12 protein-coding genes are annotated in these 12,737 nt (G+C 29.1%); all 12 read left to right on the plus strand.

What is annotated here, in order from left to right:
- The first annotated feature begins 4 nt into the window (after positions 1-4).
- The 12 genes from pyrE to recO all read left to right on the plus strand — a co-directional run bounded on the left by pyrE (position 5) and on the right by recO (position 12,737).
- Positions 5-577 (plus strand): orotate phosphoribosyltransferase, encoded by a 573-nt coding sequence (gene pyrE, locus B9N53_RS02995; RefSeq protein ID WP_094203616.1) that lies wholly within the window; start codon positions 5-7, stop codon positions 575-577.
- A 127-nt stretch (positions 578-704) separates the two neighbouring features.
- Positions 705-1,409 carry an isoprenyl transferase gene (locus tag B9N53_RS03000; protein WP_094203617.1) on the plus strand — a complete coding sequence of 235 codons (705 nt, stop codon included), beginning with the start codon at positions 705-707 and terminating at the stop codon, positions 1,407-1,409.
- Positions 1,406-2,185 (plus strand): phosphatidate cytidylyltransferase, encoded by a 780-nt coding sequence (locus B9N53_RS03005; RefSeq protein ID WP_094203618.1) that lies wholly within the window; start codon positions 1,406-1,408, stop codon positions 2,183-2,185. Before B9N53_RS03000 ends, B9N53_RS03005 begins: the two co-directional genes overlap by 4 nt.
- Positions 2,186-2,197: 12 nt before the next feature.
- Positions 2,198-3,202, plus strand: a complete 1,005-nt coding sequence (gene rseP, locus B9N53_RS03010; protein WP_094203619.1) for an RIP metalloprotease RseP — start codon at positions 2,198-2,200, stop codon at positions 3,200-3,202.
- Between the two features lie 50 nt (positions 3,203-3,252).
- The gene (ispG, locus tag B9N53_RS03015; RefSeq protein ID WP_094203620.1) at positions 3,253-4,302 is read left to right on the plus strand and encodes a flavodoxin-dependent (E)-4-hydroxy-3-methylbut-2-enyl-diphosphate synthase; all 1,050 of its coding nucleotides are present in this window, start codon (positions 3,253-3,255) and stop codon (positions 4,300-4,302) included.
- Positions 4,303-8,568, plus strand: a complete 4,266-nt coding sequence (locus B9N53_RS03020) for a PolC-type DNA polymerase III (RefSeq protein ID WP_094203621.1) — start codon at positions 4,303-4,305, stop codon at positions 8,566-8,568. It begins immediately after the preceding gene.
- 32 nt (positions 8,569-8,600) lie between these two features.
- Entirely contained in the window at positions 8,601-9,584 is a 984-nt protein-coding gene (locus B9N53_RS03025; protein ID WP_094203622.1) for a PhoH family protein, read from the plus strand.
- Positions 9,565-10,026: an rRNA maturation RNase YbeY gene (ybeY, locus tag B9N53_RS03030; protein WP_094203623.1), complete on the plus strand. Its 462-nt coding sequence runs from the start codon at positions 9,565-9,567 to the stop codon at positions 10,024-10,026. Before B9N53_RS03025 ends, ybeY begins: the two co-directional genes overlap by 20 nt.
- Positions 10,010-10,753, plus strand: a complete 744-nt coding sequence (locus tag B9N53_RS03035) for a diacylglycerol kinase (RefSeq protein ID WP_094203624.1) — start codon at positions 10,010-10,012, stop codon at positions 10,751-10,753. Before ybeY ends, B9N53_RS03035 begins: the two co-directional genes overlap by 17 nt.
- A gap of 7 nt (positions 10,754-10,760) precedes the next feature.
- Positions 10,761-11,156: a cytidine deaminase gene (gene cdd, locus B9N53_RS03040; RefSeq protein ID WP_094203625.1), complete on the plus strand. Its 396-nt coding sequence runs from the start codon at positions 10,761-10,763 to the stop codon at positions 11,154-11,156.
- Positions 11,149-12,033 carry a GTPase Era gene (era, locus tag B9N53_RS03045; protein ID WP_094203626.1) on the plus strand — a complete coding sequence of 295 codons (885 nt, stop codon included), beginning with the start codon at positions 11,149-11,151 and terminating at the stop codon, positions 12,031-12,033. The genes cdd and era overlap by 8 nt, the downstream gene beginning before the upstream one ends.
- Complete coding sequence (gene recO / locus B9N53_RS03050) at positions 12,033-12,737, plus strand: DNA repair protein RecO (protein WP_094203627.1); 705 nt, start codon at positions 12,033-12,035, stop codon at positions 12,735-12,737. The genes era and recO overlap by 1 nt, the downstream gene beginning before the upstream one ends.

Genomic DNA, 12,737 nt, shown 5'->3' on the forward strand with positions numbered 1-12,737 from the left:
AAAGATGGATAGGGTTGTTGAATTATTGAAAGAAAGTAATGCATTATTAGAAGGTCACTTCTTATTGTCATCTGGAAATCACAGTGATAAGTATTGTCAATGTGCAAAATTATTACAATATCCAGACAAAGCTGAAGAAGTAATTAAAGTTATTGCTGATAAGCTTAAAGATGTTGAATTTGATACTGTTGTTGGACCTGCCATGGGTGGAATAATTGTAGCTTATGAACTAGGAAGACAATTACATAAACCAGCTATATTTACTGAAAGAAAAGATGGTAAAATGTGTCTTAGAAGAGGATTTGAAGTAAAAAAAGGTGAAAAAGTTATTATCTCAGAAGACGTTGTAACTACTGCAAAATCTTCTTATGAAACAAAAAAAGTTTTGGAAGAATTGGGTGCAGAAGTAGTAGGAATTTGTTGTCTAGTAGATAGAAGCGTAAACCTTGATATTGATTTACCATTATATAGCGCAACAAAAATCGATATAGAAATTTTTAAACCGGAAGAATGTCCTTTATGTAAGAAAGGAATAGAATTGGTAAAACCTGGTTCAAGAGAAATTAAAACAAAATAGTTTATTAAAAAATAAGCCTAATTTGAAGATTTCTTCATGAGATATTCAAAGATAAAGGCTTATTTTTTGTGTAAGAAAAAATCAAAATATGATACAATAATTAAGAATAAACTAAAAGGAATTGAAAATGGATTTATCAAATTTAGATCGAGATAGGCTGCCTAAACATATTGCCATAATAATGGATGGAAATGGAAGATGGGCTACAAAACGAAATAAACCCAGAGTTTTTGGACATAATGAAGGGATGAAAAGAGTTGTTGACGTTGTTGAAAACTCTTTAAATATCGGAATAAAATATTTGTCATTGTATGCTTTTTCAACAGAAAATTGGAAAAGACCACAAAAAGAAATAGATTTTTTAATGCAAATACTCATTAAATATATAGATGATCAATTAAATAAACTAGTAACTCAAGGAGTTAAGATTAATATTTTGGGAGATATTAGTGTATTGCCCGAAAAAGTAATTCAAAAGATAGAATACGCATTGGATTCGACGAGAGATAATGATAAACTTATTCTAAATATTGCTATTAATTATGGGTCAAGGCAAGAGATATTAAAAGCTGTGAATACTGCGATAAAGAAGGGAGTAATCCTGACTGATGATGAGTTCTCAAATCTTTTATACACGAGAAATCAACCGGACGTTGATTTACTGATTAGACCAGGTGGAGAAAAAAGACTAAGCAATTTCTTGCTTTATCAAATGTCTTATGCAGAGCTTTATTTTTCAGATATATATTGGCCGGATTTCAAGTTAGAATCACTTATCGATGCGATTTATTGGTACCAAAACAGGGATAGAAGATTTGGTGGATTGAAATGAAATTTTTAAAAAGGACATTAACCGGAATAATAATTTTATTGTTATCTATTTTTTGCGTTTCTAAAGGCGAAATTTATCTTTTAATTATGAATTTATTCCTAAGTACTGTTGCAATTTACGAACTAGAAAATGTAATTAACAAGGATTATTCCAATAACATTAACATTAATAATTTGATTATTAATGTATTATTTAATGTTAGTTTTAATTTAAGCGTTTATTTTAAGAAGGAATTATTCGCGATAGCTTTATTGTGCAGTTTTAGTTTGATAGAATTGACTTTATATACCATTTTTGACAAACCTATCAAGGAAGTACTAAATAACTATTTTATGCACATATATATTACGATTACTTTTTCGTTAATGTATTTTATTTCTGGAACTGAATATATTTGGCTTATCTATATATGTTCTTGGGGAACAGATACTGCAGCATACTGTACAGGAATGTTGTTCGGCAAACACAAATTGACAAAAATTAGCCCTAAAAAAACTATTGAAGGAGCAATAGGTGGAATAATAGGAAGCATGATAATTGGTGCTATATTTTCTATATTTTATGGTAATTTAAATATTGCTAAGATAGTTATTATCGCTTTCTTCGGTTCTATTATATCTCAAATTGGTGATATAAGCGCTTCTAAAATTAAAAGAAAAGCCAATGTGAAGGATTTTGGTAATATTTTTATAGGACATGGTGGAGTAATGGATCGATTTGATAGTTTTATTTTTGTTTTACCTTATCTTTCAATTTTATATTGTTTAGGGCTATAATTAGGAGGAAATGTGATTACAATAATTTCATCAATAATAATATTTTTACTTGTAATTTTAATACATGAATTTGGACATTTTATCGTAGCAAAAATGAATGGAGTCTCCGTTTTGGAATTTTCAGTAGGTATGGGACCAAAACTTTTCCAAAAAGAATCGAACGGAACTCTTTACTCTTTGAGATTGTTACCTGTAGGTGGTTATTGTCAACTAGAAGGGGAAGACGAAGAAAACGACAGTCCGAATTCTCTGAATAATCAATCTCCGTTTGTAAGACTTAAAGTCATTTTAGCTGGTGCTATTATGAATTTTATATTAGCTTTTATATTGTTAATTTTACTAATGTCTGTAAGTAGAGTTAGTACTGAAGTATCTGGTGTATTGGAAAATTCACCTGCATATTCTTCAGGAATACAAGCAGGAGATAAGATTGTATCTATAAATGGGAAAAATATAAATGATGGAGAGGAATTATTAAAAAATATCAAAGAATCTCAAGGTGATTTGGATATTAGAGTAATAAGAGATTCTCAATCAAAGAACATAAAAGTCACTCCAAGATTGGAAAATAATGTTAGAAAAATTGGAGTAAACTTTCAAGAAGAATATAATATTAAAAATTTTAGTTTAATAAAAGGCTTTAAAAAGGGCGTCATAACTTTTCTTAATTTGACAGGCATGTTATATAAATTTCTAGGGATGCTTATAACTGGTCAATTAGGTTTAGGAGGAGTTAGTGGACCTGTTGGTGTGGTAAAAGAGATTGGTAATGCTGCAAAGACTGGAGTTGCCAATTTAATTTTCTTATTGGCGTATATTAACATTAACTTAGGTGTATTTAACTTATTACCCATTCCAGCTTTAGATGGTGGAAGAGCGATATTCATACTAATTGAGATGATATTTGGCAAAAAAATATCTCAAGAAAAAGAAGGCTATATACACATGGTAGGATTAATTTTGCTTTTAGCATTAATCGCCGTAGTTACAATAAAAGATGTTATTAAATTATTTTAAATGTTTTGATTAGGCCTGTATGGGCCTTTTTAAATTTGAAAGGTGAAGTAATGAAAAGAGAAGATACTAAAAGAATTTACGTAGGAAATGTTGCTGTGGGAAATGGAGCAAGAGTTACAGTTCAATCTATGACTAATACCGATACAAAAGATGTAGAAAGTACTGTAAAACAAATTAAAGAATTTGAATCTGTAGGATGTGATATTTCCAGAAGTGCAATTAATGACTTAGAAGATGCGAAGGCGATACCAATTATAAAAAGCATGACGAATATACCATTCGTTGCTGATATTCAATTTCATCACAAATTAGCAATAGCTGCAATTGAAAATGGGTGCGATTGCATTAGAATTAACCCTGGAAATATTGGTGGAATAGATAGAGTCAAAGAAATCGTAGATTGTTGCAAACATCATAAAATTTCCATGAGAATTGGAGTAAATAGTGGATCTGTCAATCAAAAATTCATTGACAAATATCATGGAGTAAATGTGGATTCAATATGTTATAGCTGCCTTGATCAAATAAGAATGATAGAAGATATGGGATTTGACGATATCAAATTATCATTAAAATCTTCTAATGTTAATATGTCAATAAAAGCTTATGAAAAAATGTCAGAGTTATGTAATTATCCTCTACATGTTGGTATAACAGAAGCAGGTCCTTCTAATAAAGGAATTATCAAATCCAGTGTAGGAATAGGAAATATTTTGTCAAAAGGAATTGGAGATACTATCAGAGTTTCTTTAACTGGTGATCCTAAAGAAGAAATCATTGTAGGAAGACAAATTTTAATGAGTTTAGGTTTATTAAATGAAGGAATTGAAATAATTTCATGTCCAACATGTGCTAGAACCAAGATTGATTTGATAAGTCTAGTGAATGAAGCTGAAAAAAAATTGGATAAAATAGATAAACACATTAAAGTTGCTATTATGGGTTGCGTTGTAAATGGACCAGGAGAAGCAAAAGAAGCTGATATTGGCATAGCAGGTGGAAATGGAGTAGGCTTAATATTTAAAAAAGGGGAAATTGTACGAAAAATTAAGGAAGAAGAATTATTAGATGTATTAATTGAAGAGATAGAGAGGTTATAAATGCATTTATTACTCAACGATGTATTAAAGAAAATCGGCCTAAAATATGATTCAAAATACCCAATTTATATTGATAAATTAACTTATAATAAGGATAATGATGAGTTAGATTGTTTGATAAACATTCAAAAAGATGAGAGTAAGGACTCCTTGTCAGAATTTATACAAAAAGACTTATTAGATTTTATCGCAAAAATTAATATTGATTATACAGAGTATGAAGATTCGAAAATCAATTTTTCAAAAGATGCTTTGATTAAAATTTTAAAAACAAGTGATTTTTGTGAATATTCTTCTTGTATTGATTTTAAAAATTCGAAGATAAACGATTCAGAAATTTCACTTATTTTTAATTTTGAGCAAATAAGGGATAAATTTATATCGGATCAAAAGGATAATGAGTTAACAAAATTAATAAATAAGACATATAATTTAAATTATTCTGTCAAATCTGAAATTGTTGAGTTAAAGGATAACGATGATTATAGACAAAATCTTATTGAGTATGATAATTCAATTCGAAAAAAAATAGCAGAATCAATAAAAGATACTCCAAAGCAAGAAAAAGAAGAAGTTAAAAAAACGGGAATAAAATGTGGTAAAGATATAACCAAGTCTCCAATAAAAATCAAAGAAATCATAGAAAATGAAGATGATACTTGTATCAGAGCTGAAATTATTGATGTAGATGTCAGAAGTATAAAAGATGGAGAAAGTTTTATTATTTCTTTGGATCTAAGGGATGAAAGCGGAGCTATTTTCGCAAAGAAATTTTTGAAGAAAAAAGAATTTGAAGCATTTGGTGATAAATTAAAATCTGGAGTTTACCTTTTATTAACAGGAAGGTTGGAATTTGATAGATTTACTTCTGGAAAGTCTTTCTCAATAAAACAAATGCAAGAAATTGAGAAGCCAGAATCTAGAAAAGATGAATATGAGAAAAAACGTGTGGAATTACACATGTATTCTCAAATGAGCCAACTAGATGGATTTATTGACTTGGATGAATGCTGTAAAACTCTAAAAAAATGGGGACATACAGCGCTAGGTTTAACAGATAAATCTGTAGTTCAAGGTTATCCACAATTGTATGATGCTTGTAGCAAAAATGGACTAAAACCACTCTTTGGTATGGAAGCAAAAATAATAGAAGATGATTTCAGAATAATAACAAATCCTTATAATTCTATGAATTTGCAAGAATTTGTAGTTTTTGATATTGAAACTACTGGATTATCAAATGCAACAGAAAAAATCACGGAAATTGGTGCTGTAAAGATTGTTGGCAATCAAATTGTTGATGAATTCAATCAATTAATCAACCCAGAAATTCCAATACCAGAAAAAATAACAGAATTAACGTCTATAACAAATGAAATGGTAAAAGATATGCCTAAAATAGACGAAGTATTACCTGAGTTTTTGAAATTTGTCGGAGATAGCACTTTAATAGCACATAATGCAGATTTCGATATGGGATTTATCAAGAAAAATTGTCTTGATTTGGGAATAAATCCTGTAAGAACATATATTGACACACTAGCGTTTGCAAGGGCATTGGAACCTCATCTCAAAAATCATAAACTTGATACTTTGACAAAAAAATACAATGTAAATTTATTCAACCATCATAGAGCTTGTGATGATGCAAGGGCGACGGGAGAAGTATTTATTTGTATGGTCAAAGATCTTGAAAAAAGAGGAGTTAAATTTGATATAAATATAAATAAAATGGATTCTGAATGGAGCATTTCAAAAAGAGAATCTCATACTGCGACAATATACGCCCAAAACTTAGTTGGATTAAAAAACTTATATAAGCTTGTGACTGCTTCTAATTTAAAATATTTTTACAGAGAAGGCGGAATACCAAAATCTGAATTGAATAAAAGAAGAGAAGGTCTTGTAATAGGATCCGGAAACGAAGATGGAGAATTAATAAAAGCAATACTTGGATTTGAATCAGATGAAAAATTAGATGAAATTATTTCAAGGTATGATTTTTTGGAGGTTCAACCACCGATTTATTATGATGGAGTAAAGTCAAAAAGGATGAGCTTTAACTTAAAGAGTTGTGAAGAATTAACTAGAAAACTATATGATTTATCAAAAAAGCACAATAAACCTCTTGTTGCTGATTCTTATGCAAAATACTTCGAAAAAACGGACTATATTTTTAGAAATATAATATTAGAAGGTCAACCTAGAAAAATTTATGGCGAAAAATTCCCTACGTTGTTTTTCAGAACTACTGATGAAATGATGAATGAATTTAGTTTTTTAGAAAAAGATGTGGCTGAGGAAATAGTAATAGATAATACCATAAAAATTTCAGAAATGCTAGATGATATTAAGCCAATACCAGATGGAACTTTTCCACCAGTTATTGAGGGATCTGATACAGAATTAAGAGAAATGACGTATAAAAAAGCTAGAAGTATATATGGAGATGATTTACCAGAAATTGTTGAAAGTAGATTAGAACGTGAGTTATCATCAATTATCTCAAATGGTTATGCTGTATTATATATTATCGCTCAAAAATTGGTAAAGAAAAGTAATGAAGATGGATATCTAGTAGGTTCCAGAGGATCTGTAGGATCTAGCTTTGTTGCGACAATGGCTGACATAACAGAAGTTAATCCTTTAATTCCGCATTATATTTGTGAGAATTGCAAACATTCTGAGTTTATACATGATGAAAATATAGGTTCAGGAGTGGATCTTGAAGATAAAATTTGTCCAGTATGTGGACAACCATTAAAAAAAGAAGGTCATAATATACCATTTGAAGTTTTCTTAGGATTTGATGGCGATAAAGAGCCAGATATTGATTTGAACTTTGCTGGGGAATATCAACCGACTGTTCACAAATATACTGAAGAATTGTTTGGGGAAGGTAAGGTATTCAGAGCTGGAACTATTGGTACAATTTCCGACAAAACAGCTTATGGGTATATAAAAAAATATTTTGAAGATAAAAACGTATATGTTAATAATTCAGAGATAAAATATTTGCAAAGAGGAATCTTGGGAGTTAAAAGAACTTCGGGGCAACATCCAGGTGGAGTAATGATAGTTCCAAGAGATAAAGATATTGAAGATTTTTGTCCAGTTCAACATCCTGCGGATGATGTTAACAGTGATATAATCACTACTCATTTCAATTATAAGTCTATAAGTGGTAGAATTTTAAAGCTTGACTTGCTTGGACACGATGTGCCAACAATTATAAAAATGTTGTCGGATATGACAGGAGTGGATCCATTAACTATTCCTATGGATGATAAGGAGACAATGAGTATTTTTTCTTCAATAGATGCTTTACACTTTCAAGAATTAATTGATGGACTAGATATTGGAACATTAGGAATACCTGAATTTGGTACAAACTTTGTAAGAGGAATGTTGAGAGATACAACTCCAAAAACTTTTTCGGAATTAGTTAGAATTTCTGGATTGTCTCATGGCACAAATGTATGGTTAAATAATGCACAAGATCTAATAAGAGATGGTGTTGTCGAATTGAAAGATACTATCTGTACAAGAGATGATATTATGATTTATCTAATAAATAAGGGCCTTGAAAAGAAAAGATCATTTAAAATAATGGAAATAGTAAGAAAAAATAGACTTCTTGATGAAGATACTCTAAATTATATGACCGAAAATGGTGTTCCAGATTGGTACATTGAATCTTGTAAAACTATTGAGTATCTTTTCCCGAAAGCCCATGCTGTAGCTTATGTTATGATGAGTTATCGAATTGCTTATTTTAAAGTACACTATCCAGAAGCTTTTTATTCAACATTTTTTACTATAAAATTACAAGATTATCCTGGTGATGTTATTGTAAGCGGATTAAGTGCAATTAGAGAAGAAATGCAATCATTGAAAGATAAGTACAAAGAATCCAATTCTAAGATGACAGCAAAGGATAGTAACAAATACTCTGTATTAGAAGTAGCAGAAGAAATGTATTGCAGGGGAATAAAACAATCAAGAGTTGACTTGCATAAATCTGACAAGGCTAGGTTCAAAGTATTAGAAAAAGGATTCATTCAGCCTCCTTTTAATGCACTAGAAGGGGTTAGCGACGCAAACTCTATTGCTATTTTTGAAGAAATACAAAAAGGTGATTTTATTTCAAAACAAGATTTTACTATGAGAACGAAAGTTAATAAAACAGCTTTAGAAATACTAGAAAACCACGGTGTTTTAGATGGTTTACAAAATGAAAATCAAATAAGTTTATTTGATTTTTAGTGATATGTTATAATTAGATAAATGGAGTGATTATGGATAAACATTTAATTTACAAAACTAATAATGAAAAATTAATAACTTTTATTTTTGGTCAATTAGAAAAAAACGCAAAAAAAATTGAAGAAGCTTGTGATGTTATATTAAAGATTTCTGAAGAAGGTATTCTAATTAGTGGTTCTGATTTGAATATTGAAAGTGCAAGTAATCTTTTAGAATCATTAAATACACATACTTTATCTGGGAACGAAATAGCAGATCAGGATTTGGATTATTTGCTTTCTAACTTAGAAAAAATAAAACAAGAAAATATTTCAAAAATTAAGGACTATGTAATTTGCTACAATTCAAAAGGTAAACCTTTAAAGCCAAAAACTGTAAATCAAAGAAACTATGTTGAAATGATTAATAAAAATGATATTGTTTTTGGAATAGGACCTGCAGGTACAGGAAAAACTTACTTGGCAATGGCTATGGCAATAAATGCATTTAGAAATAACGAAGTAGATAGGATAATTTTAACTAGACCAGCTGTAGAAGCTGGAGAAAGTTTAGGATTTTTGCCAGGAGATCTTCAAGAAAAAATTGATCCTTATCTAAGACCTATATATGATGCTATGTTTGATATATTAGGTTATGAGAATTTTGAAAAATTTAAAGATAGAGGATTGATAGAAGTAGCACCATTGGCATATATGAGAGGTAGAACTTTAGATAATGCATACATTATATTAGATGAAGCACAAAACACTACCAATGAACAAATGAAGATGTTTTTAACTAGAATAGGATATGGTTCAAAAGCTATAGTAACGGGAGATATTACACAAGTTGACTTACCAAGAGGTAAAAAATCAGGGTTACTAGTTGCGACTAATATTCTTAGAGACATAAAAGGAATAAGCTTTTTAGAGTTTGAAAAAACAGATGTTGTAAGACATCCACTTGTACAAAAAATTATTGGAGCTTATGAAAAATTAGATAACAATAGGTCGAATTATGATAATACAGATAAGTAATAGACAAGATGATTTTCAAATTGATGATGAATTAAGATTTGATATTGAAAATTCAATAAAAATATGTTTGCTTCAAGAATTAAATGATGATAATTATGAGATATCTTTGTCATTTGTTAGTGAAGAAGAAATTAGAGAACTTAATAGAGATTATCGCAATAAAGATAGTGTAACTGATGTATTGAGCTTTCCTTTGGAAGATGATTTTCAAATTCAAACAAATCTTTTGGGTGATATTATTATATGTTGCAATAGAGCTGTGAAACAAGCTAAAGAATACAATCATTCTATCAAAAGGGAAATTGTGTATTTGGTTGTTCATTCTATGTTTCATTTGTTGGGTTATGATCATATTGATGAAAGTGACAAAATTATTATGAGAAATAAAGAAAAATCGGCCTTGAAAGAAATAGGTATCTATAAAGATGAAGAATTTAAATAGTAAGTTAAAAGATAAAAATATTTCTAAAAACACATCTTTTATTACTAGTTTTCAATATGCAATGGATGGAATTATTCATTGTTTGAAAAATGAAAGAAATTTTAGAACTGATATTTTGATGACTGTTCTGGTTATGATTGCATCATTAATGTTTGACTTATCAAGGGTAGAAATGGCTTGTTTGTGCATAACTATAACATTCATATTAATGGCAGAAATGATTAACACCGCCATTGAAACGATTGTTGATTTGATTTATGACAAATACGACGAGAAAGCCAAAATAGCAAAAGATGTTGGAGCAGGAGCGGTATTACTAGCTGCTTTTAATTCTATTTTTGTAGGTTATTTTATGTTTTATGATAGAATTGTTCCTCTTAGTCATACAGCAGTTATCAAATTACAAAATTCACCAACGCATTTGACATTTATAGCTTTGATTTTGGTAGTTGTTATAACTTTAGTTCTAAAAAGTTTTATATATCAAAATAAATGGACATATTTGCAAGGTGGAAGCGTAAGTGGTCATGCATCTGTTTCTTTTTGCAGTGCTACAATCATTGCCCTTTTAGCAAATAATACATTAGTGACAATACTATCATATTTTATAGCTTTTTTGGTTGCAGAAAGTAGAGTAGAAGGAAAAATCCATACACTAAGTCAAGTTATAGTTGGTGGCATAATTGGGACATTAGTGGCAATATTATTATTTAAAGTAATTATTTAGGAGTATTATGGAAATTAATAAAATGTATAAAATTGCTTTGCAATATAAACAAAACGCATACACGCCATATTCTAATTACAACGTAGGATGTTGCGTCAAAGACATAGAAGGGAACTATTATGGAGGTTGTAATATTGAAAATGCTTCATTTAGCCCAACAATTTGTGCAGAAAGAACTGCAATTTCAAAAATGGTATCTGAAGGATTTAAGTTAATAGATACTATTTTAATAATTGGAGATTCTGATTTCACTTATCCTTGTGGGGTTTGCAGGCAAGTGATTAAAGAATTTTCTAATGAAGCTACAAAAATAATAATAGCTAAAAATGAAAATGAGTATAAGATTTATAATATTGAAGATTTATTACCTCATGGTTTTAGTGGAGATGATGTAAATGTTTAAATCTGGATTTATTTCAGTTATAGGCAGAAGTAATGTAGGAAAATCAACTCTTTTAAATAGAGTTCTAGGAGAAAAACTAACGATTATTTCTGACAAACCTCAAACTACAAGAAACAAAATACAATTGATATATACTGACGAAAATATGCAAGCAATATTTTTAGATACCCCAGGAATTCAAACACCAAAAAATAAACTCGGAGATTATATGCTCAAAGTTTCGATGTCAACTTTGAATGAGGTTGATGTTATAACATATATTGTAGATACTACTGAAGAAATAGGAAAACTAGACTCTGAAATTATTGAGAAATTAAAATTAGTTGATACAAAAATAATTCTATTAATCAATAAAATAGATAAAACATCAAGTGATAAAGTCAATGAATTAGTAGAAATGTACAGTAAAGTTGGAATATTTGAAGAAATAATTCCAATAAGCGCATTGAACGGAGATAATGTAGAAGGATATTTAACTTCTTTAAAAAATAATTTGCCTGAAGGTCCAATGTATTATGACAAAGATAGCGTAACTGATCAACCTATTAGACAAATTGTACAAGAACTAATTAGGGAAAAGGCCCTAATGAATTTATCTGATGAATTACCACATGGAATAGCTATAACTATTGAAAAATTCAAAGAAAGACAAGACAGGAATTTAATTGATATAGATGCTACTATTATTGTTGAGAAAAAAAGTCATAAAGGCATGGTAATTGGGAAAAAAGGATCAATGATTAAAAAAATTGGAACTGATGCCAGAATTGATATTGAACAATTATTAGACGCTAAAGTAAATCTGAAACTATGGGTTAAAATAGATGAAGAATGGAGAAATAAAGATTCTAGATTAAGGTATTTGGGTTACAATTAATGGAACAAGATTACATCAAGACACAAGCTATTGTGTTGGAGCATATAATTTATGGAGAAAATTCTATAATTTTGAATGTTTTCAGTAAAGAAGAAGGTATTATTGGGATTTTCATCAATAATATTAACTCCATGAAATCAATTATAGAATTTAATGTTCTGTCAGTGAACGATTTTACCTTAAAAAAAGGAAATCAATTCTATTATTTAGTGGATTATGATTTAATTAACTCTAATTTTAATATAAGAACTAACTATAAATCAGAATTATTTAGTTTGGTTATAGTTGATTTAATAAAGTCAATTTTTTACAATGAAGTATGTAATGCAAAAGTATACTCTTTAATATTGAAAACAGTAATATTCTTATCAAAATATTCAGATAATCAGTATGCTTTAATTAATGCGTTTATTTTGAAGCTAGTATCATATCTTGGGTATCAACCAAGTATGTTTTATGAAAATAGTCATAACAGGTTTTATTTAGATGGCGGATTTGTAGATTCCGATGGAGAATACTACCAAATAGACAACTTACATGCAAAGTATATGATATACTTAATGAAAAATAGGTATGATGATATAGTTAATAAAAAGTTTGAATCTATAAATGAAAACGAAATTTTAAAAATTTTGCTAAAATACACGATGAACAATTTTGGAATTGAATATTTGGGGTCATTAGGCTACCTTGAATATTTGTAA

The sequence above is a fragment of the Finegoldia magna genome (assembly GCF_002243175.1).
Taxonomy (GTDB): domain Bacteria; phylum Bacillota; class Clostridia; order Tissierellales; family Peptoniphilaceae; genus Finegoldia; species Finegoldia magna_J.